Annotated in this window: 17 protein-coding genes; 14 read left to right on the top strand and 3 right to left on the bottom strand. The window is 50.8% G+C overall.

Annotated features, from left to right (window positions below; all coding sequences use genetic code 11):
- The first annotated feature begins 394 nt into the window (after window positions 1-394).
- The 8 genes from COHPA_RS0105540 to COHPA_RS0105505 all read left to right on the top strand — a co-directional run bounded on the left by COHPA_RS0105540 (window position 395) and on the right by COHPA_RS0105505 (window position 13,529).
- Window positions 395-2,998: an adenosylcobalamin-dependent ribonucleoside-diphosphate reductase gene (locus COHPA_RS0105540; RefSeq protein ID WP_027085209.1), complete on the top strand. Its 2,604-nt coding sequence runs from the start codon at window positions 395-397 to the stop codon at window positions 2,996-2,998.
- A gap of 635 nt (window positions 2,999-3,633) precedes the next feature.
- Window positions 3,634-7,770, top strand: a complete 4,137-nt coding sequence (locus COHPA_RS0105535; protein WP_027085208.1) for an NACHT domain-containing protein — start codon at window positions 3,634-3,636, stop codon at window positions 7,768-7,770.
- Between the two features lie 179 nt (window positions 7,771-7,949).
- Complete coding sequence (locus COHPA_RS0105530) at window positions 7,950-8,144, top strand: hypothetical protein (RefSeq protein ID WP_027085207.1); 195 nt, start codon at window positions 7,950-7,952, stop codon at window positions 8,142-8,144.
- 89 nt (window positions 8,145-8,233) lie between these two features.
- Window positions 8,234-8,866: a GntR family transcriptional regulator gene (locus COHPA_RS0105525; protein WP_027085206.1), complete on the top strand. Its 633-nt coding sequence runs from the start codon at window positions 8,234-8,236 to the stop codon at window positions 8,864-8,866.
- 429 nt (window positions 8,867-9,295) lie between these two features.
- Entirely contained in the window at window positions 9,296-10,474 is a 1,179-nt protein-coding gene (locus tag COHPA_RS0105520; protein ID WP_027085205.1) for an IS110 family RNA-guided transposase, read from the top strand.
- Window positions 10,475-10,618: 144 nt separating this feature from the next.
- Window positions 10,619-11,818 carry a quaternary amine ABC transporter ATP-binding protein gene (locus COHPA_RS0105515; protein ID WP_027085204.1) on the top strand — a complete coding sequence of 400 codons (1,200 nt, stop codon included), beginning with the start codon at window positions 10,619-10,621 and terminating at the stop codon, window positions 11,816-11,818.
- Entirely contained in the window at window positions 11,815-12,639 is an 825-nt protein-coding gene (locus COHPA_RS0105510; RefSeq protein ID WP_027085203.1) for an ABC transporter permease, read from the top strand. Before COHPA_RS0105515 ends, COHPA_RS0105510 begins: the two co-directional genes overlap by 4 nt.
- A 20-nt stretch (window positions 12,640-12,659) precedes the next feature.
- The gene (locus tag COHPA_RS0105505; RefSeq protein ID WP_027085202.1) at window positions 12,660-13,529 is read left to right on the top strand and encodes a glycine betaine ABC transporter substrate-binding protein; all 870 of its coding nucleotides are present in this window, start codon (window positions 12,660-12,662) and stop codon (window positions 13,527-13,529) included.
- Window positions 13,530-13,542: 13 nt separating this feature from the next.
- Here the strand turns inward: COHPA_RS0105505 and COHPA_RS23000 are convergent, their stop codons facing one another.
- Window positions 13,543-15,003: a DUF3231 family protein gene (locus COHPA_RS23000; protein WP_027085201.1), complete on the bottom strand. Its 1,461-nt coding sequence runs from the start codon at window positions 15,001-15,003 to the stop codon at window positions 13,543-13,545.
- 145 nt (window positions 15,004-15,148) lie between these two features.
- Between COHPA_RS23000 and COHPA_RS0105495 the strand changes: the two genes are divergently transcribed.
- Complete coding sequence (locus COHPA_RS0105495) at window positions 15,149-16,009, top strand: amidohydrolase family protein (protein WP_027085200.1); 861 nt, start codon at window positions 15,149-15,151, stop codon at window positions 16,007-16,009.
- A gap of 184 nt (window positions 16,010-16,193) precedes the next feature.
- Here COHPA_RS0105495 and COHPA_RS0105490 read toward each other — a convergent pair whose 3' ends face one another.
- Window positions 16,194-17,078 carry an AraC family transcriptional regulator gene (locus COHPA_RS0105490; protein ID WP_027085199.1) on the bottom strand — a complete coding sequence of 295 codons (885 nt, stop codon included), beginning with the start codon at window positions 17,076-17,078 and terminating at the stop codon, window positions 16,194-16,196.
- A 122-nt stretch (window positions 17,079-17,200) separates the two neighbouring features.
- On the opposite strand from COHPA_RS0105490, the gene COHPA_RS0105485 reads away from it, so the two are divergent.
- The 3 genes from COHPA_RS0105485 (at window position 17,201) to COHPA_RS22995 (ending at window position 19,522) form a co-directional block, all read left to right on the top strand.
- The gene (locus tag COHPA_RS0105485) at window positions 17,201-18,091 is read left to right on the top strand and encodes a sugar phosphate isomerase/epimerase family protein (RefSeq protein WP_027085198.1); all 891 of its coding nucleotides are present in this window, start codon (window positions 17,201-17,203) and stop codon (window positions 18,089-18,091) included.
- 25 nt (window positions 18,092-18,116) lie between these two features.
- Complete coding sequence (locus COHPA_RS0105480; protein ID WP_035119378.1) at window positions 18,117-19,163, top strand: Gfo/Idh/MocA family protein; 1,047 nt, start codon at window positions 18,117-18,119, stop codon at window positions 19,161-19,163.
- 74 nt (window positions 19,164-19,237) lie between these two features.
- Window positions 19,238-19,522, top strand: a complete 285-nt coding sequence (locus tag COHPA_RS22995) for a late competence development ComFB family protein (RefSeq protein ID WP_027085196.1) — start codon at window positions 19,238-19,240, stop codon at window positions 19,520-19,522.
- Between the two features lie 22 nt (window positions 19,523-19,544).
- Here the strand turns inward: COHPA_RS22995 and COHPA_RS0105470 are convergent, their stop codons facing one another.
- Window positions 19,545-20,339, bottom strand: a complete 795-nt coding sequence (locus COHPA_RS0105470) for a helix-turn-helix domain-containing protein (RefSeq protein WP_027085195.1) — start codon at window positions 20,337-20,339, stop codon at window positions 19,545-19,547.
- A 119-nt stretch (window positions 20,340-20,458) separates the two neighbouring features.
- Between COHPA_RS0105470 and COHPA_RS22990 the strand changes: the two genes are divergently transcribed.
- Both COHPA_RS22990 and COHPA_RS0105460 read left to right on the top strand, forming a co-directional pair.
- A complete protein-coding gene (locus COHPA_RS22990; protein ID WP_027085194.1) occupies window positions 20,459-20,800 on the top strand; it encodes a DUF6171 family protein in 342 nt (113 codons plus the stop codon).
- A gap of 2 nt (window positions 20,801-20,802) precedes the next feature.
- Complete coding sequence (locus COHPA_RS0105460) at window positions 20,803-22,284, top strand: alpha-N-arabinofuranosidase (protein ID WP_027085193.1); 1,482 nt, start codon at window positions 20,803-20,805, stop codon at window positions 22,282-22,284.
- The last annotated feature ends 338 nt before the right edge of the window (window positions 22,285-22,622 follow it).

Raw genomic sequence — 22,622 nt, 5'->3', positions numbered from 1 at the left:
TGATGCTCTTGCGCGGAGCTTAAGGACTGCTGTTCGACCGAATTCTCGGCGAAATCGGGTTCTAGAGCAGGCTCGAACGATTGCAAGGAACATTCCTCCTAAGATGCCGCGTATTGCAGCCTACTGGCAGACAATCTTAGTATGGACTTTCGCCCTGCATTCAAAACAAAAGGGCTCATCAAATCGGACGAATCGCTGCGAATCGCATAAATACGGGCTTTTTCGACCTTGTTCCGCAAGAGTCGAGAATCTATGATAAATGTCCTATAGCTGTACCATATGTGGTATAGTATAATGGTAATCGCACACAATATATTGTACAATTTACATACATGAAAAGTGCTGCGAGCCTTGTAATCAAGCCATTTTTACTACTATTCGGGAGGGTGCCGGATTGAAAACGATGCAGGCTAAAAAACGGTTAGAAGGATTAAGCGAAAAGATTTTTTTGGACCGGTATGCTTGGAAGAATGCCGATACTAGCAATACAAAAGTAGGCGACGTCGTTCTCGTACTGACGAAGGACGATCCGAAATTCCCGGCGAAGGACGTAGGGGAAGTCGTAAGCCGGGAAGGCAGTAACGTGACCGTCAAGCTGCGCAACGGCGAGCTCGTGCAATCGACCGTCGAGAAGCTGACGTTAACGATCGAGAAGACGCCGGAAGAGCTTTGGGCTCGTCTGGCTAACGCGATGTCCCGCGTAGAGTCTACGCCGGAGAAGCAGAAGGAATGGGAAGAGAAGTTCCGCTGGGTGCTCGACGATTGGAAGCTCGTGCCGGGCGGACGGATCGCAGCGGGCGCAGGCGCAAGCGACGAGTTGACGCTGTTCAACTGCTACGTGATCCCTTCGCCGCACGATAGCCGCGGCGGCATCATGGAGACGTTGTCCGAGATGACCGAAATCATGTCTCGCGGCGGCGGCGTCGGAATTAACTTGAGTTCTCTTCGTCCGCGTCGCTCCGTTGTCAAAGGCGTTAACGGTTCGTCGAGCGGAGCGGTATCTTGGGGCGGACTTTTCAGCTATACGACCGGCTTGATCGAACAAGGCGGCAGCCGTCGCGGCGCGCTTATGCTCATGATCAACGACTGGCATCCGGACCTGCTCGACTTCATTACGGTCAAGCAAACCCCGGGCATGGTCACGAACGCGAACTTGTCCGTTTGCGTAAGCAACGGCTTCATGAAGGCCGTTAAGGAAGACTTGGAGTGGGAGCTCGTATTCCCCGACACCAAGGATCCTGAATATAACGAGCTGTGGGATGGCGATCTGGACAAGTGGAAGAAGCTTGGCAAGAATGTCGTTCACTTCCGTACCGTTCGCGCGCGCGACGTATGGCACACGATTATCGAGAGCGCTTGGAAATCGGCAGAGCCGGGTGTCGTCTTCATGGAATATTACAACCAAATGTCCAATAGCTGGTATTTCAACCCGATCATCTGCACGAACCCGTGCGGCGAGCAGGGGCTTCCGGCTTGGGGCGTATGTAACCTGTCGGCGATCAACCTGTCCAAGTTCTACGATGCGGAGAAGCACGACGTCGCATGGGATGAGCTGTCCCGCGTCGTTCGTTACTCCACGCGTTTCTTGGATAACGTCATTGACACGACGCCTTACCACTTCCCGGAGAACGAGCGCAACCAGAAGAACGAGCGTCGCGTAGGTCTCGGAACGATGGGTCTGGCCGAGCTGATGATCCATCTTGAAATTCGTTACGGCAGCCCCGAGAGCTTGGAATTCCTTGACAAGCTTTACGGCTTCATGGCTCGCGAAGCTTACCTTGCTTCCACGGAAATCGCGGCGGAGAAAGGTTCGTTCGAAGCGTTCGATCTGGAGCCGTTCCTGCAATCCGGTTTCATGAAGAACATGGTCGACGTATTTCCGGAAGTCGGCGAAGCGGTTAAGAAACGCGGCATGCGCAACGTAACCGTCATCACCCAGGCGCCTACGGGCTCCACGGGCACGATGGTCGGCACTTCTACCGGCATCGAGCCGTACTTCGCGTTCGAGTTCTACCGTCAGAGCCGTCTCGGCTTCGATAAACAGCTCGTTCCGGTCGCGCAAGAATGGAAAGACGCCCATCCGGGCGAAGAGCTGCCGGAGTGGTTCGTCACCGCGATGGATTTATCCGCGAAGGATCACATCCGCGCGCAAGCGGCGATCCAGCGTTGGGTCGACAGCTCGATCTCCAAGACGGCGAACTGCCCTGCGGACTTCACGATCGAAGAGACCAAGGAGCTCTACGAGCTCGCATTCGACCTCGGTTGCAAAGGCGTTACGATTTACCGCGACGGCAGCCGCGACGTGCAAGTTCTGAGCACGGCGAAGGAAGAGAAGAAAGAAGAAGCTCCACAAGCGGAAGCGCCTGCGGTCGAAGTGCCGGCTGCGGCTACGCCTGAGGAAGCGGATTCGGTTAACTCGCTGGGAGCGTCCCTGAACGTCTCCGTTACGCCTGCGCAGCAGCAATCGTTCGACAAGCAATACAAGTCCCGTCCGAAAGTGCTTCGCGGCGCGACTTACAAATACAATACGCCGTTCGGCATGGCCTATATTACGGTCAACGACATCGACGGCACGCCGGGCGAAATCTTCTTGAACGTGGGCAAAGCCGGCTCCGACGTATTCGCGATGGCGGAAGCGCTCGGCCGCGTCTGCTCGCTGTTCCTCCGGTACGGCGACCACGGCGACAAAGTGCAATTGCTCGTGAAGCACCTTAAGGGCATCGGCGGCTCCGGCGCAGTCGGCTTCGGTCCGAACCGCGTCGAGTCGATCGCCGACGCCGTAGCCAAGGCGCTCGAGCAGCACGCGGGCATCTTCGACCACGAGCATGCCGCAGCGGCGGAGACGTCCGCGTCGGCTGCGCCTTACAACGTGCTCGCGGAGAAACCGAAAGCGGCTTACACGTCGAAGGACCTGTGTCCGTCCTGCGGATCGGCATCGCTGCTGAACGTAGAAGGCTGTAAGACTTGCGGCAACTGCGGATATAGCAAGTGTTCTTAAAATAAGCATCATAAGGGTGTCCCAAAGGTCCATTCGACCGAGGGACACCTTTTTGTAGTCATCAACTTGGCCAACTCAGCGTCATCGCTCGACACTAACTGTATGAAGTGCAGGTATTCCAATCGATGGGATACTCCTTGAGCTGTTAACGGTACGAAGTGCAGCTAGTCTGTAGAAAAAGAGAGTTCTGACGGTATAAGCGATAATTAGAGGTACCCGATGCAGTTATTCAGTAGATAAATGACGATATTGTGAAACGAGCAGTACTTCGTGCAGTTAAGAATCGCTTGTACAATCCGGTTGATAATGACGGCACAGGGAAAGAACAAGAACATCCATAGCCATCATAATACTTAGTGAACAATTATATGGAAATAATATTGAACAAAAATTTGCCAATAAGCACAATTCGGTTGTCCACTGAGACAACCGAATTGTGCTTATTTTACTTACTTTGGATTCAGAATAATAACTTGAATACTTTCATGTTAGCTAAGTCAAACATAGGCTTCATCTACATAGGGCAACTTTTTTATAATCATTCGTACGTAAAATTGATATTCAAGAGGAATTTGTAAGATTTTGTAGAAACAACAATAGTGTAAGGAAACCTACCTAAATCGAGGGAAAATAGGATGAAACATCAAAAGACGTTATCTGAATTGGTAGATTATTTAAAGGAGAACGAAAATGAAAGTACGAAGGACAGAATCAACAGTTTGGCAGATTGTCTTATAACTTCGGGGACGATTGCATCTGTTCTCCTAGCCCCAGATATTCCTGCGGCAATAGAAAATCTATCAACTGGTGTTGGACTCATGTCCATGAAGCCTGGTAATATTCTGAATCATCTTTCAAATAATTTAAATTATCAGGATAAGTGTCGAGAACTAAATGCTCGAGAGCAAGCTGATAAACTTAGTTTGGCTCATCTAATACTTATACACCTCGCAGCCCGGGACTCTTTCATTGACAGACTTCTTCCAGTTTTTCATGGCCATGCAGACCGTATAGACATCACAGACGAGGATCGTCTTGAATTAATGAAGCTAGAGCAAGAGACTTATCAATATCTTGCAGACGTGGAAGTAAGTTTGCCTGCTAACGGTGATCAATCTGGCGTGGATAACTATTTAGAGCAAATTTTCAGACCTTTGGGCAAGGTCTTTTTGGATTTTATCGTGCGTGACAGTGTGAAAGAGGACGACAACCTCACAATCATTGAGGAAAGTATCCGGATCGCAAAGCATTATTACAATGCTTATTTGTTAAGTTTAGTTGAGGAATTCCCGGAATTCGGATGGTGGGTGGATCTCTCAGAGAAAGAGCACTTTTTGGGTATTTGGAAAGATAAGATAACGGAAACAGCTGAAATGGCAGCCGGCATCGAGAGTAAGCTAAATAAAATTATTGCTCAAATCGAGTTATTGCATAAAGATGAGTTTACCGGGAGCTTTTCTTTGCAACCGCCTCCATTGAAGGATGTCCCGTGGCTTACAAGGCATACTCTATCGTTATCGGAGTGTGGGAGCAATGAGCGGCTCGATAAAATCGCAGCCCACCACAATATTCTGCGTAAATATGCAGGGAAGACCATTATTTCAAACGATGATCTCGCTGGAATGGCAAATCCTACAAATGAACAAATGTACATTCCGCAAAGCTATACCCTCATTCAGTATTCAGGCAAGTCCAAAAACTACTTATCTTCGGAGTTCTGGGAAGACGCCTCAAATGGAATTGTCCGTGGTGAAAATATTGGTAGCCAACTTCACCGATCGTTAATGGAGCCGTTGAATGCACATAAGCCGATACTAATCCTGGGCAATCCGGGTGCGGGAAAATCCATGCTTAGTCAGATGTTGGCCTCTCAGTTATGCGACCATAAGGATTTTGTCCCTTTCTTTATCAAATTGAGGGATGTAAGGTCTAGTCATAGCGATGTGAAAAGTCATATAGACGAGGGATTAAAGCAGTCTATTGAGGCAGGCGCTGCGGTAGACTGGTTCGATTGGGCGAAAGAGTTTCAGAACAGGATTCCAGTTGTGATCTTAGACGGATTTGACGAGTTGCTTCAAGTTTCGGCTACGGAGTTAAACGGATACTTGACCAAAATTCAGCAGTTTCAAGAAAAGGCATATGATATGCATAATATTTGTCTGCGAGTAATTATTACGAGTAGGCTATCCATTATGCAAGAAGTAAGAATACCGGAAGGGACAATAATTATTAAACTTAACAGTTTCGATAAAAAACGGAAGGATCAATGGGTAGAACGGTGGAACAGGATTCAGAGAAAAGATGGGTTCAAGCGCTTTCAAATACCGGAAAATGAACATATGGAGGAATTATCCAAGGAGCCCCTGTTGCTGCTACTGCTAGCCATTTATGATTATCAACATTCAGAATTGCAAGAGGACGCTAAGGATGCGGATTTCAACCGTTCTAAGTTATATGATAAATTGTTTATCAAGTTCACGTTAAGACAATTAAATAAAGATCAAGATTTCATCGATCTTACTCTTTTGCAGCAAGAGAAGGAAATGGAGAATTTCCGACTTCGGATAGGGCTGATAGCCTTTATGATGTTTATTCACGATGAGACCAGTCACAGTGGCAAGGATCTAACAAAGGAATTACAAGAATTCGGTCTGGGTGACCACGAGCTTGATGCCAAGAAAATCTTCGGAGGATTTTTCTTCATTCACGAGAATAAGGCAACGGGACAAACCGGCAATGAGTTGTACCATTATGAATTTCTACATAAAACCTTCGGAGAGTTTTTAACGGCGGATTTTCTGTTGCGTATAGCGCAAAAACGGGGAGAACGAGAAGATTCTGCGCTTGGCGATGAACAAACCTTCCGATTTTGTTATGGCTATAACTGGTTGCATAAGCATACTAAGATTGTCTCCTTTTTCATGGAACATGCTCATAATGTCATAAGTGAAAATAATTCCGAATTAAGAAAATGGATTAAAAACGAATTTGCCAAATCAGTAAAAGGGACAGGCCAACTTCCGTTTCCTGCAAACGGGATCAATCTGATTTCTCCCAAGCCCATACTGGAGCATTTGGCTATTTATACGCAAAATATGGTGTTATTATTATTGGCATTGAGTGAAGATGCTGCGATTGATGTAACGCTAAATATTTTCTCTGAAACTGGAGAGGGAATCAGGAATATTGCCTCCGGCGTCGAAGCCAGCGGTCGGATGACACAAGACGAATGGCCTGTGACCGGAGAATTTTTATGGTGGACAAAAATGGTGGAATTGTGGAACTTGGCAGGAAATCATTTGGCTGCTGGCAAACTTTCAGAGTGGGCCGATGTGAGAATAGATTCGGGAAGGTTAAGGTTATTCAAAAAATCTCATCGAGAGATCCATGATTACTTTGGAAGCTACGCTGCTGTTTCTAAGAACGATTATCACACTTTACTAAATTATTATTACTCAAACGAGGTGGATTTAGAGCGAATTGGACAAATTGTGCTTAAAAAGCAAGGGATGATTCCACTAGCGCTGGATGTTCTTCATACGAGGTATGATTATATACTTCGTCGGAAGAATATTCCGGAAAGGGAGTTTATCAATTGGTTGCAGAGCATCTTCGATTTCTCTAGTGAGGAATTTACTTCAAGCAGGTTAATGGCTAGGTTTCTGAGGTCACAAGATGTACGCAAGTTCTCCAAGCATTTTTGGGAGAGATGGGTATATTTAAACCTTGACTCCGGGACCGATTATATCGATGTTCTCGAAAGGCTTCAAAGAGGCCATCCTAACTTTTGGTGGATCATCGAGTTGGTAATGCCGGCTGTGCTGACCGAGGCTTCTCCGTCCCAAAGGCTTCGTCTTTTGAGCTTGCTGATTACGAGCCACCTCGATAGCAAGTACACGCTAAGATATGCAGGCGATTTGATTGAAAGTTTACTGAATGATACCGTTCATAACGATGATACTATTGAGATACTTAAGCTTATAAGCCGTATTAATATGAATCTCCAAGGTCGAATCATGGAAGTAGTGAGAAGGACATTTTATAAGATTGATTTCCATGACTTAGGCGGTAAGCAGCAATTGGAGTTGTTTGAACTTGCACTTGTATTTGGAATAGATGACGCGTGCCGTTATTATTACGACGTGCTCTATAAGGAGTTTTATGATTCAAATCGTCTCCCTGTTGAACTATTCATTCGATTTGTCGAACTGTGCATAGCTTCTAGGATATTTGAAGGACCTGATATGGACAATCAATTTGGGGAGAGTAAATATTATGAATACATGAACAGAAAACACAGTTCAAGTTTGATGAAGCATCACGAGTTGGATATTAAGTATTTAGAGCTACTAATAAAGAGATTCGGAGATACTGAGGAAAACTGTGCAAGGGCATCCGAACTATTGGATTTAATAGACTATAAAAAGGGGAATAATCACAAGAGTATACATGGAGAGATGATGATTCGTTTAATGGAATGCATATTTATTCACGGGAAAATACTTTCCAACTATGGACAATTGATTCAGAAATTCCTTCATCATTTTAATTGGCATGCTCCTGGGCGGATTTATGAAAAGACTATGTTATTAGTGAATATTGATCTCTACAGCCATAAGCACAAAGTAGAGATTCCTTATTTACTGAAAAACATGATGCATCAGTTGCAACTTGAAGACAAAGGAAGATTAAGTCCCGCACAAGCCTACGAAATGAAGACAAAACTGCTTGAACTCGCTAGAAGATATGATATTGCGTATGAACTTCTTTAGATTGAGAATGTGGCTTATTTCAAAATAAACATTAAGCCGAATCAGTATTGAAGTGCGAGTTTCTTGTATTGCGTGAATAGGCTCCCGTAACCGTTGGAAAAGCCAACGCGGACGCGAGAGCAGCCACATACAATAGAGGCATGTACGACGACTAGAACCGTAAAGGAAGATGATCGTTCATGCCTTGCCATATCGGACGAATCATTATCGTAAAGAACGAAGGCACGGTCATTATCGGCAATGTGGGCAGCGTTGCCCCGGCCGATACGTCAACGACGAACGAAGGATCAGGCGAGGAAATGACGGGAGAGGAGCTTAAGGGTTACGATTTCAAGGCGAAGCCCGCCTCTTCGCTCCCCCGTTCCCGGTCATGATCCATCCCGTTTACTTTCCGAATGAAGAAGCGTATGCTTGATTTAATAATCATTGCGACTTAAGTCGGCCAAGGGGAAGAATCAGTCGGATGTCGGAATCGGACAAGGCGGGTTATAAATCGATCGCGCTCGATATCGCGCAAAGAATCGTAAGCGGAGAAATACCGGTCGGCAGCAAGATTTCCGGTCGTTCCTTGCTTGCCGGGCAATACCATGTATCTCCCGAAACGATACGGAAAGCCATCGGATTGCTGAAGGAAGAGAGCATCGTATCGGTTGCGCAAGGGAAAGAAATCACCATCGTGTCGAGCCGGCATGCGTACGAGTACATTACGAAGCACGATTATTTGAAATCCGTGTACTCGCTTAAACAAGATTTGCAGCTATTGCTGCGAGAGAAACAAGCGATCGACCGGAAGTTCGAATCGCTCCTTGTCGAGATCATCGAAGCGTCGGACCGCTTGCAGAATCTCAAACCTTACAATCCGATCGAGCTCAGAATCCGTTCGGATTCCCACGTTGTAGGCATGACGATCGGAGATCTGGCATTCTGGCAGAATACCGGCGCCACGATCATAGCGCTTCGCAGGGGAACGAACGTGTCGATCTCTCCCGGTCCGCACGTCGTCCTTATGGAAGATGACGTGCTGGTCGTAGTCGGAGACGACAAGGTGTACGAGAGAACGAAGCAATTTCTCAACCAGACGCGCTCCCAAACCTAATTTCCTATCCGTTCATGTGCTGGAGTCCGTTACGTACGGGCTCTTTTTTGTGCCCCAATCTCATCCAACTAACAACTTAATAATAATTATAAAGTTGTCAGATTAGGTAGAGCCGTGTTATAGTCGTTGTACGGTTTGTGTATCCGGTCGACACGGAACTCACTTACGACCCTAGTCAGGGTCTTTTCGTATTATCAGGTCAACCAGAGATTTCTGGTTGGCCTATTTTTATAGGCGTTCTATGATGGCGGTAGCCGGGAGAACGTGGCTCTTTTTGGGGTAGTGACCCCGTAATAAAAACTGTTCTCCCACTACCTCCAATGACCATGTTTGAGCTGGTTGGGGCAATTGACCTCGCATCACAAGCGAAGCTATGGGTTTGGAACCATCGTGGGATTGCCGGCTAATTTTACATCAGGAGGTGCTGACATGGAACCGGTTATCGGACTGGATGTATCAAAAGGAGCGAGCGTATTTCAAGCGTTTGTCAGACGAAATGAAGCACACGGAAGGCCGGAAACAATTCGGCATACAGAAAACGGGTTCAGCAGACTTGGTAACGTGATTCAAGAGCTTAAGGAGCGTACCAAAAAGGAACCTGTTGTCATACTCGAGGCAACTGGTCATTATCATCGCATTATCGTAGCGTATTTGGCGGACATCGGAGTTAAACACTTCATCATCAATCCTTTGCTGTCCAAACGCGCCAAGAGCGCGCAACTCCGCAAAGTAAAAACGGATGCAGCAGATGCTTGGCATCTAGCCGAAATGTACTATCGAGGCGATGTAGAGCCGCATCGGAGCTGGAACGAGTGCTATACGGAGCTTCAGCATGTGACTCGGCAACATGAATTCATCACTTCGCTATATGTACAGGCAAAGCTCAATATGCGTGCGTTGTTGGATCAGATGTTTCCAACCTTTGAGAGTGTGTTTTACGATTTGTTTTCAGTTACAGCGCTTGCTACATTGCAGGTTTGTTTGTCCGGTCAGGATCAAGAATGGGAAGAAGCCATTCGAAAGCAAGCAGGTAAATCGCGCTCGACATCCTGGATTCGAACGAAAGTCGAGCATTTAGAGGTCATCTATGAGCAATGGAGCAAGAGCAAGAAAAGCGCTACTCAGATACAGATGCTGAGAAGCATGGTATCGTTGCTTCTCTCCATGCAGGAGCAACTCGAAGCGATTGAGAAGCAGATGAAACAGCTAGCAGAACAACTGCCAGAAGTGGGGCTTGTTAAGAGTATCCCAGGGGTGGGCGATAAACTTGCTGCAACGATCATATCGGAAGTTGGGGACGCACAGCAGTTCGGGGATGCAAAGCAACTGGTCGCATATGCGGGGCTAGATCCAGGTGTTTACAGCTCAGGACAGTTTGTGGCCACAAGCAATCGAATAACAAAGCGAGGTTCAAAGCGGTTACGCAGAGCGTTATATCTGGCCGTACAGTGCGGACTCAGGGGAAGTACGAACGAGAGACTTCGAGGATATTATGACAAAAAAAGAGAAGAGGGCAAGCCCTACAAGGTGACGGTGATTGCTTGCGCCAACAAGCTACTGCATCACATCTACGCCATCTTGAAGAAGGGCCAGCCCTACCAAGCATAAACCATATTTAACCAAAACCCTCCACGCCAATGGAGGTTATTTGGTGTGCGGTAAAATTATATCAGGTTCTTGCTGTCCGGCCAACACACTAAAGCTTGACAAACATTAGCTGGTTTTTATTTCATCTAGAAGGAGGATGTGGACATGTCCATCATCGAGGTAAGCCAGCTCACGAAAATATTCGGCCATGAACCTATCCGAGCCAGGCAGTTGCTGAACGAAGGTTGGTCCAAAGAGAAGATTATGAAAGAGACGAACATGTCGGTCGGAGTTAATCAAGCAAGCTTCTGCATCGAGAAGGGCGAGATATTCGTCATCATGGGGCTGTCGGGAAGCGGCAAGTCTACATTGGTCCGAATGATCAACCGTTTGATCGAGCCGACCGCCGGCGAAATTCTGTTTAACGGCAAGGATATCGTGCGAATGAACGCCGAGGAGCTTCGTCAACTGCGAAGGAAGAATATTGGGATGGTGTTTCAGAAGTTCGCCTTATTTCCGCACAGAAACGTACTCGGCAACGTGGAATTCGGCTTGGAAATACAAGGGATCGATAAGAAGACAAGAACGGAGCTGGCGCGGAACGCGTTAAAGCTAGTGGGATTGGAGGGCTGGGAGAACAGCTTTCCAGACCAATTGAGCGGCGGGATGCAACAGAGGGTAGGATTAGCCCGAGGGTTAGCGAACGATCCGGACATTCTGCTCATGGACGAAGCGTTCAGCGCGCTTGATCCGCTTATACGCAAAGATATGCAGCATGAGTTGCTGCTGCTGCAAGCCAAGATGAAGAAGACGATTATATTCATCACGCATGATTTGGACGAGGCGCTGCGCATCGGAGACCGGATCGCGCTTATGAAAGACGGCGCCATCGTGCAGATCGGAACGCCGGAAGAAATCTTGATCCAGCCGGCGAACAAATACGTCGAACGATTCGTCGAGGACGTGGATCTGTCCAAAGTGTTGACCGCCGCGCACGTCATGATCAAGCCGGAAACCGTTACGCCGGAACGCGGCCCCCGCGTTGCTCTGCAACTCATGAGAGACAACCGGGTTTCCACTCTATACGTGACGGACAAAGAGCATAATCTGCTCGGTCTCATTACGGCGGATGAAGCTTCGCAAGCCGTGAAGGAGAACAAATCGATTGAAGACGTCATGCAGAAGCCTATCCCGTGGGCGTCGCCGGACACGATCCTGAGCGAGCTGTTCGAAATGATGGCCGAAGCGAAATTCCCGGTAGCGGTCGTGGACGAGCGGGGCAAATTGAGAGGAATCATCATTAAAGGCGCGGTTCTTTCCGCCCTTGCGGGCAACGCCGTTCCGGAAGGAGGCGCAGCGATATGAATATACCGAAAATCCCGCTAGGGGAATGGATCGAAAGCTTCGAAGACTGGCTAACGGACCATGCGGGCCCGATCTTCGACGTGATCACTTCGGTGATCGGCTCGCTGGTAGAAGGCATCGAGACCGTGTTGGTGTCCGTTCCCGCCATCATTCTGATCGTACTCCTAACCGCATTGGCTTATTGGGCAGGGAAATGGAAAATCGCGCTGTTCGCGTTGGTCGGCCTGCTGCTCATCGATAATCTCGGCCTGTGGGAGCCGTCGATGCAGTCGCTGGCGCTGGTGTTAACGGCAGCGCTGCTGTCGATCGTCGCAGGCGTGCCGATCGGCATTATGTGCGCGAGGAAGGATGCCGTCCGGAATATCGTAACGCCCGTGCTCGACTTTATGCAGACGATGCCGGCCTTCGTCTACTTGTTGCCTGCGGTCACCTTTTTCTCGCTAGGAGCGGTACCCGGCGTTATCGCCTCGATTATTTTCGCCATTCCCCCGACGATACGGTTGACGAATCTCGGTATTCGGCAAGTCCCGAGCGAATTAATCGAGGCGGCGGACGCTTTCGGTTCGACACCTGCGCAGAAGCTGTACAAATTGCAGTTGCCGCTCGCCATGCCCACCATTATGGCCGGTATTAATCAGACGATCATGCTCTCCTTGTCGATGGTCGTCATCTCCTCGATGATCGGAGCGCAAGGAGTAGGCGCTTTGGTATACAGAGCGGTAACGCAAGTGAAGCTCGGCGTAGGCTTCGAGGCCGGCCTTGCGATCGTCATCATGGCCATTTTGCTTGATCGCTTGACGCAAAACGCGTTCAAGAAATAATAGATATGGGGTGTTAGGATATGAAAAAGTGGAATTTATTGTTGACCATGTTGCTTATCGCGGCCGTCATAGCCGGATGTTCGGGGAAGGACGGGGATAATAAATCGATCAAGCTCGCGTACGTCGCATGGGATTCCGAAATCGCGAGCACGAACGTAGTAAAGGAAGTGTTGGAATCCAAGCTAGGCTACAAGGTGGAAATGCTGCAGGTTGACGCCGGTCCGATGTGGGCGGGAATCGCCGACGGCAGCGCCGATGCGATGGTCGCCGCATGGCTGCCGAGCACTCATGCTTCGTATTTGGAACAATATTCTTCCAAAGTCGAAGATTTGGGAGTGAATCTCGACGGTACGAGAATCGGATTAGTCGTTCCCGCTTATATGGATATCAAGTCCATCGAAGATCTGAATCAACCGGAGACGGCTTCCTCGCTTAAGAAACAAATCATAGGCATCGAACCCGGAGCCGGTATTATGATGGCAACCGAGCAAGCTTTTCAAGATTATGAACTGAAAGATTACAAGCTGGTGGAGAGCTCGTCCGCCGCCATGGCGCAAGAGCTGCAGAAAGCTTACGACAACCAAGAGCCGATCGTCGTGACCGGATGGACGCCCCATTGGAAGTTCGCCAAGATGGATTTGAAATACTTGGATGATCCTAAGGGCGTCTACGGAGGAGACGAGCAAATTCATACGATGGTCCGTAAAGGGCTGAAAGACGACATGGAAAGCGCCTATACGTTCCTGGACCGATTCCAATGGGAAGCCTCGGACATGGAGAGCGTGATGGTCGCCATTCGGGAAGGGAAGTCGCCGGAAGAAGCAGCTAAGGATTGGGTGAACAGCCACTCGGATAAAGTGGATGCATGGATCAAAGGCATCGAATCATAATCTGGGACGGAGCTTAGCTATTTAGCGGGCTCCGTCTTTTTTTCGAAAACATCGCCCGAAGCACGATGCCGACCGCGATGCCGACCGCCAGTCCGCATATCCCCAACCACATGGCCCCGAGATAGTCTTGCGAATAAACGATCCCGATCGTAGCGAAGAAAGCTCCGAACACGTAAGGGAATACGGCGTACGGCTTCGTTCCGCCCCCGGCGTCCTTGTACGCGTCCCATATCCCGAACATATAGACGCAAGGATAGAACATCAGCCATTGGTAATCTGTCTGGTTGATCGCATTCCGAATGTTGCCATGAAGGCTGGAAATAATGACCATGTTTAAGTGGGATTGCACGTTAATCGCGAATTCCAAGAGGATGAGCAGGATTCCCTTCACGTATTTGCCGTTGCGAAATTGGCCGAATCCGGGTAGGGCGATGCTCCACAACAGAGCCTCGGCGTCGCGATCCGCCGCTTGGGGCGGTTGCTCCATCCAGCCGAAATCGATCAATATATTGGCGCCATCCTCCACGTAGTTGCCGATCTCCGCCATAAACCTGACGAACACCGATGCCACGTCGTGCCTGGCGCTGAACGCCAAGGCGTTGCCGTAGGTGCGAATGCGCACGATGAACATGTCGACCTTGTGGAATAACATGATTTTGTCGGAGAACGGCGAGAAGGTTGAATCCGTAACCAAGTGATCCAGCACCGGATGGGTAGGCAGGTCGTCTTTCTGCAGCAGTTTGTTTAATACCTGAATATGCTTTTGCGCGATCTCTTTGCCTCTTTCGAAGAAATTGCGCACCTGCTCGGTTTTGGCCGATTGGCGAAAGCCGGTAAGCACGGCGCTGCTGATCGCGTTATTCTGGACGTTGTCGTAAATATGGGTGATCTCGAGCGCCGAAAGCGGCCGGATGTCTCCGAAGAAACCGTTAAGGAACGACTGTTTTTGAACGAAATCGGTGCTGTTCGGCGTCGGTATTAACGGCGGCTTGATCAAGAAACCCTTGGTGTCGAGCAGATCGTTGACTTCGTTCATCAGATCGACCGTAGACGTCATGCAATCCGTGAAGAAGTCGCGCACGTCGAGTCGGCTCATGAGCGGTACGGCGATACTATAGATGCTAATGCCCGCTTTGCTTGTGTACTTCAGGTAATGCAAATAAAATTCGTCGTCGAAAAGACGCGGAGCTCCGACATTCACGTCTTTGTCGTCGAAGCCGAGCGGGACCGGATGCCCTTCGCGTTCGAATAGATCCGTGATCGTATTCAATAATCGCTCGGTTAGCCGATACGCCTTCTCCAGAACGTTGCGGATTTCGTTATCGTCCACGTTGCGCAGATAGTAAGGGAATATTCGGTTTGCCATGCTGTTCCCCATGTAGGTCGCCCATAGCTTCCCCACTTCGGCCGACGTTAACTTATCCGAGAGGCTTCCTTTCGTCCGGCTATTGTGCAAAGGCTGGAATTTGATCATCGTAAGCAGTACCTCCTCTAAGTACCGCTTAGGTTTCGACATCGGCGAATTTTTATCCCAAGCTAAAGACCTTTCATTGCTATTTTATATTCCTAATTGAATCTGTAAAATAAGAGATAGAAGATAACCTGGGGAGGTAACGAGAATGCGGATTGACTCTCATCAACATTATTGGACCATCGAGCGCGGAGACTACGGTTGGATTACGCCGGAGATGCCGAAGCTGTACCGGGATTACTTGCCGGAACAATTGGCCGGACATCTGAGCAAGCACGGCATTGCAGGGACGATCGCGGTGCAAGCCGCGCCGACGGTAGAGGAGACGGAATACTTGTTTGCGCTTGCGGATCGTACGGATTCGATCTTAGGCGTCGTCGGTTGGCTGGATTTGTTCAACCCCTCGCATCGCAACCATTACGAACGTTATAAGCAGCACCCTAAATTCGTCGGATTCCGGATGATGATCCAGGAAATGCCCGAAGCGTCGAAAGTCTTGAAGCAGGCTGTCGTTGGCGCGCTTCGCGAATACGCGCGGGAAGACGTGCCGGTCGATCTTCTCTTGAAGTCGGATCAGTTGGAATCGCTGAACCTGCTGCTGAACGAAGCGCCCGGGCTTAGAGGCGTTATCGACCATATCGCCAAGCCGCCTATCGCATCCGGTTCGTTCGATCGTTGGGCGGAACAGATGGAACGCGCGGCGGCGCATCCGAACATCTACTGCAAGCTGTCGGGCTTGGTGACGGAAGCCGATCATCTCCATTGGAAGCCGGAGCAATTCCAGCCGTACATCCGGCACGTACTCGCTTTATTCGGTCCGCATCGCGTCATGTTCGGCTCGGACTGGCCGGTCTGTCTGCTGGCCGCCGAGTACGATGAAGTCGTAGACGTGCTCGAACGGGCGATTCCAAGCGCTTGGGGCGAGCAGGAACGCGCGGCCTTATACGGTCGCAACGCAGCCAAATTCTACAAATTGCCTGCGATGATGCAGTTATTCCCGAACAAATAATCGTACATTCATGAGTACATGCGATAATACGGGTAATCGAACGATCATTTTCGGATAGCTTAATCGTCTTTCCCAACACCTGCACTTTAGCGGGTGTTTTTTCGTTTCTGCCCATGAGCTGGCGACTAACTGTATGTTTACAGGTGTTCCGAAAATCTTGCGGAGGTATGTGACGGTGATTCCGCTATTTCCGATATCGAGAAGGAGTCGTTCCGCGATACTGCTTGAACAGCTTCGTGAAATAGTTCGGATTGTCGCAGCCGACGAGACCTGCGATCTCGGTCACGGACAACTCGCTTTCTAGCAGCAGACGCTCGGCCTCGTTAACCCTGCACAGGTTCACGTATTCGATGAACGTGCGTCCCGTCAACTTCTTGAACAGCTTGCAGAAATGATAGGGATTCAGACTCAGTTGTCTAGCGGCGTCCTCGACGGTATGTTTCGCCGATAAATTACTCTCGATTGATCGGATGAGCGTTTTGAATCTTTCGCCATTGTGAACGGGACGGCGGCCTAGCTTGCTTAATTCTTGCTGCGGAAGGAACGTTCTCGATAGATACGTCAATAACATATGAAGCTGCGCGACGACGACGAGCTGATAGCCTGGCCGCTTGGCCGCGAACTCCTCGCCGGCGCGATCAAGCAAAGGATAATGTTCGTCGCACGATGGCACGACCGAGGACGGCTTAACCGGGAGCCGGACGCGTCCCTCCAGATAAGGAAGAACGTAGCGGGAATGAATCGGATCGTTAACCCAGTGCTGGAAAAGAGAGCTGTTGAACACGATAGAGGTAAACGCGGTGTCGCCCTCGCACGTGCTAAAGCCGGTGTGCAGGCTTCCGGCGGGAACGAAGAGCACGTCGCCGGGCGCTGCCTCATAAGGCTGGCTATCGATATGGAAGATCCCCGTTCCTTTCTGCATCACGATGATCTCGAAGTGCTCGTGCCAGTGCAAGAAAAGAATGCATTGATTGATCGTCGCGCCTTTGCATTCGTTGAAGAAGAAATGGATCGGATGGTCTTTGTCGGCAATGGTCGTCTGTTCCCGCAGTTCCTTCGGGTAAGTCATCCTCGATCAACTCCACAAGATATTGCGATATTCGCACAAGATTAGAAGGGTAAGCGCTTCAATAGAGCGTTATAATGAGCCTATAACCGATACGATACATCAATATAGGAGTGGTATTCAAGATGTCGACAGGACAAATTCGGATAGGCACGCTGGTGGGCGGCGGAGATGCGGTACGAGTCATTCCGCAAATCGCCCCGCACGGCTTCGAAAGCTATAGCTTGACGTTCTGGCAGACGACCGGCCATACGAACCTTGCGGAGACCGCGAAACAGGTTCGCGAATTGGCGGATCAGCATGGGTTCAAGGTTTCGTCCCTAGGCATTTTCGGGAATCCGCTAACGGGCGCGGGCGACAACGCCGATACCCTCGCGAGCTGGGAACGGTTGATCGATCATGCCCATCTGTTCGGGACGGACATCGTCGCCGGCTTTACCGGCAGGCTGACGGGACAATCCATCGACGCATCCATCCCTAGGTACGCGGAAGTTTTCGGCGAGCTTGGCCGCAGGGCGGCGGACAAAGGGGTGCGAATCGCGTTCGAGAATTGCGACATGGGCGGGACGTGGGAATCCGGGGACTGGAATATCGCGCATAATCCGACCGCTTGGGAGATGATGTTCAACGCGATTCCTTCGGATCACATCGGGTTGCAGTGGGAACCCTGCCATCAGATGGTATCGTTGATCGATCCGATCCCTCAGTTGCGCAAATGGGTCGGCAAAGTGTTCAACGTGCACGGCAAAGACGCGACGATCGCATGGGACGTCGTGAAAGAATACGGCATTCACGGTCCTAAGCCTTATGTATGGCATCGCACGCCGGGGTTCGGCGATACGAACTGGGCCGACATCATCACGATCCTCATGCAGGCCGGCTACCAGGGTACGATCGATATCGAAGGATGGCACGATCCGGTTTACAAGGGCGAACTGGAGATGACGGGCCAAGTGCATGCGTTAAATTACTTGAAACGATGCCGGGGCGGATCTTTCGTACCGAATCCGGTCTGAAATCATAACGGGAGGCGGTCATCGAATGAGTGCTAAACATAGAGTGGTTGTCGTCGGCTGCGGCGGAATGTCCAATGTATGGATCGATTACGCGATGCAGCGGCCGGATACGGAAATCGTAGCTTTAGTGGACATTAAGCTGGAGTTCGCGGAGAAGATGCGGGAGAAGAAGGGACTGGCTTGCGGAACGTTCACGGATCTTCAACTGGCGATCGAGAAGACGGCGGCGAACGTCGTATTCGATGTCACGATTCCGGCCAGCCACTTCCAAGTCGCAAGCACGGCGATGAGACTCGGATGCAACGTGTTCGGGGAGAAGCCGCTGGCCGAGACGCTGGAAGAGTGCAACGAAATCGTCCGGATAGCCGAGCGAACGGGACGTACGCACGCGGTTATGCAGAATCGCAGGTACGATCCGCGAATCCGCACCCTTCGCCGGATGATCGCATCCGATCGGATCGGCCAAGTCGGCTTCATCGGCGCGGATTTTTTCATCGGCGCGCATTTCGGAGGGTTCCGGGACGCGATGGAAAGCCCGTTGTTGCTCGACATGGCGATCCACACGTTCGATCAGGCGAGATTGATATCCGGCGCGAACCCGGTATCGGTCTACTGTCACGAGTTCAATCCTAAAGGCTCGTGGTATGCGGGCAACGCGTCGGCGATCTGCATCTTCGAAATGTCCGACGGCTCGGTGTTCGACTATCGCGGTTCTTGGTGCGCCGAAGGAGCGCCGACGTCTTGGGAAGCGCAGTGGCGGATCGTCGGAGACAAAGGAACGGCGATATGGGACGGTCACGGCATGCCTTACGCCGAAGTGCTGGCGCCTGGTCCGCAGGAAGGCAAGTTTATTCGGGACTATGTCCGGATCGATCCGGAGCCTGACGCGACCGAAGGCATCGCGACCGGGCATGGCGGTTGCTTGGACGAGATGTTCTTGGCGCTGGAGCAAGGGCGGCTGGCCGAGACGGATTGCCGGGACAACCGATATAGCATGGCGATGGTGCTCGGCGCGCTCGAAAGCGCGAAGACCGGGCGGAAAGTCGATCTGGGACCTCTCCTGAAGCTTTAAAGCTAGCCGTTCGCAGCCGATATGATATAATGAACGATATCTATCCATAGCAACCCTAGCGAGGAGAGTGCTAGATGAACTTCAAGCGAGAATCTAACGTTATGAACGTTATGGAACCGATCGTCGGCAACATGTTCGAAGACCGGTTCGTCAGACCGGGCTTGCTCGAATGCGCCTGCGACAAATGCCAACTCGACATCGTACTGCTAACGCTTAACCATCTGCCGCCGCACTATACGTCCAGCCAGGCGGGCGAAGCCTATATCAAAGCGATCTACCAAGAGACTCAACTGCAGTCCGACGTGCTTCGGGAGATCACGAACGCGGTTAAAGTCATACAGGATAAACCGAATCATTAAAAGGCAAATCCCTTGCGAGCCTTCACGCTTGCAAGGGATTTTTATCAGGCGTCGATCTGAATCGTCCGGGCGTCACGCCGACGAATTTCTTGAATTGGCGCATAAAATGGGTTTCGTGCTCGTAGCCGCATTTGTCCGCGATAGCCGACACCGTTAACGAGCTGCTCTGCAGCAAGTATTTGGCGTATTCAAGCCGGCCGTTGATCATGTCGGTAACGACGGAGCATCCGAATAGATCCTTATAAAGGTGTTGGAAGTGGGACTTGCTGATATTGATGCGGGACGCCAGCTCTTCGACCGTCGGATGATTATGCGGAGCGTTATAGAGCTCGTCCCGCAGCTCGGAGAGCTGGCGGAAATACCGGTTCGGCCGATCGGAGAGCAACGTCATCTCGCGCAGGTTGCTCAGCTTAAGAATAAGCGACCGAATTTCGGAATCGAGAATCCGGGCGGTGTGCGGTCCCCCCATTTTTTTGATGCGGTGCATCTCCATTATGCTTCTGGAAATGAGCAGCGGATCGGCCGCCGGGATGAGCGTGTCGAGCGGAAAGTTCAGTTCTTCGAGCAGATCCTCCAAACCTACGGCATGAAACCAATCATCGATGTAAGGCAGATCGTGTTCCCGGTAAAACTGCGGAGTAGTCGGTCGATACAGGATATAGGTGTCGCTATCGGCGATTATGGACTTGCCGTTCAGAACAACCTCGGATTTGTTTTTGAAAAAGACGAAAGCATAGTCACCCGCGCCGTTCGGACGCGATATCGTAAGACCGTTCGCATACGTATATCGATAACCGCATTTTATTAACTCAAGCATGAGGCGACGACTCCTTTGCATAGACAAAAAGCACGATAGGTCAGTTTTTAACCATCATAATGGATTGTTGTCCCAGGGGCAATCCCCTACAATTTGATGTGATTAAGAAAGATAGGCTGGTGGACGCGATCGACAGTACCGACAACTGCAAAGGCTGCAGAGCCAGCGTGAAAGTCGACGAGGAGCAAATGTCGCGCATGCTATCCAAGATAAAAGCCGAAGATAGCGTGTCGGACAAGCTGTACGCGCAAAGGCTCGAAGCATGCCGGCAATGCGCAAGCTTATCTTATGAATCCACGTGCATGCATTGCGGCTGCTTGGTCGCGTTCCGGGCGAAGTTCAAGGACAAAAGCTGCCCGCATCCGAATCAGGCCGTGCGCGAGCAATGGGAATCCACAATTATGGAGGGCGAGTTAGTTCGAGCCCGACGAAAAACCAATTTTATGGAGGAGGCAATCTAGTTATGATGAAAGCGGTCGTTCATGCGGATTGGACCATCGGTACGATTAACCGCAACATTTACGGTCATTTCGCCGAACATCTGGGCAGATGTATCTATGAAGGAATATGGGTTGGAGAAGATTCGGACATTCCGAATACGGAGGGCTTCCGCAACGATGTCATTGAGGCGCTGCGCGAGCTTCGAATTCCGGTTCTGCGGTGGCCGGGCGGTTGTTTCGCCGACGAATATCATTGGCGGGACGGCATCGGTCCGAAAGAAAACCGCAAAATGATGATCAACACCCACTGGGGCGGCGTCGTCGAGAACAACCATTTCGGCACGCACGAATTTTTCCGACTGTGCGAGCTGATCGACGCCGAGCCGTACATCTGCGGCAACGTCGGCAGCGGAACGGTTCAAGAGATGGCGGATTGGATCGAATACATGACATCGGACGCCGATTCCCCGATGGCGAATTTGCGCCGGGCGAACGGCCGCGATAAGCCTTGGAAGCTGAAGTACTTCGGCGTCGGCAACGAGAACTGGGGCTGCGGCGGCAACATGCTGCCGGAGTTTTACGCGGATCTGTACAACCAATTCCAGACGTACGCGCGCAATTACGGGGACAACAAGCTTTACAAAATCGCGGGCGGCGCGAACACGGACGATTACCGTTGGACAGAAGTGCTCATGAAGAAGTCCGAGCGTCATATGCACGGTCTGAGTTTGCACTACTACACGGTGCCGGGAACGTGGCAGGACAAAGGCGCGGCGACCGAATTCGGCGATCGCGACTGGTTCGTCACGATGAAGAAGGCCGCGTATATGGACGAGCTGCTTACCCGGCATAGCACGGAGATGGACCGCTACGATCCGAACAAACGCGTCGGCATTATCGTCGACGAATGGGGCAACTGGTTCAACGTCGAACCGGGCACGAATCCAGGCTTCTTGTACCAGCAGAACACGATGCGCGACGCTTTAGTCGCCGCCGTGAACCTGCACATTTTCCACAAGCATTGCAACCGGGTACAGATGGCGAATATCGCTCAGATGGTTAACGTGCTGCAAGCCGTCATTCTGACCGAGGGCTCCCGGATGCTGCGCACGCCGACGTACCATGTGCTGCAAATGTACAACGTCCATCAGGACGCGGAAGCGCTCGCCGTGCATGGCGAATTCGGACAATACGGTTTCGAAGGGGAGGAAGGTTCCCTTGCGCAAGTCGGCGTAACGGCGTCCAAGAAGGACGGCGTCGTCCACGTGAGCCTCTACAACGTGAATCCTTCCGAAGCGGCGGACATCGAAGTGGAGCTTCGCGGCCTCGATGGCGGATATTCGGTCGAAGGCAAGCTGCTGGCGGCAAGCGATATTCGCGCGCACAACACGTTCGAGCAAGCGAACGCCGTCGCCCCGCAACCGTTCAACGGTGCGGAGCTCAAGGGCGGTAAGCTGAAGGTGAGCTTGCCGGCCGCGTCGGTGGTCGTGCTGAAATTGAAATAGGATGAAGAAGAACCCGGAGCGGGCTGTGAAATGCCGCTGCCGGGTTCTTTAATATGCCGCAGGACGGAGTACGCCAACGTAACGTTGTGTGGTAACGCTAATCCGTCGGTGTCCCGTGAGCGCGGCGAAGTAACGTTGTGTGGTAACGCTAATCCGTCGGTGACCCGTGAGTGCGCCGAAGTAACGTTGTGTGGCAACGCTAATCCGTCGGTGACCCGTGAGTGCGCCGAAGTAACGTTGTGTGGCAACGCTAATCCGTCGGTGACCCGTGAGTGCGCCGAAGTAACGTTGTGTGGCAACGCTAAACCGTCGGTGTCCCGTGAGTGCGCCAAAGTAAC

This window comes from Cohnella panacarvi Gsoil 349 (assembly GCF_000515335.1).
Lineage (GTDB): Bacteria > Bacillota > Bacilli > Paenibacillales > Paenibacillaceae > Cohnella > Cohnella panacarvi.
Note: the sequence above shows the minus strand (reverse complement) of the source record. Positions and strands in the feature narration are given on the sequence as shown.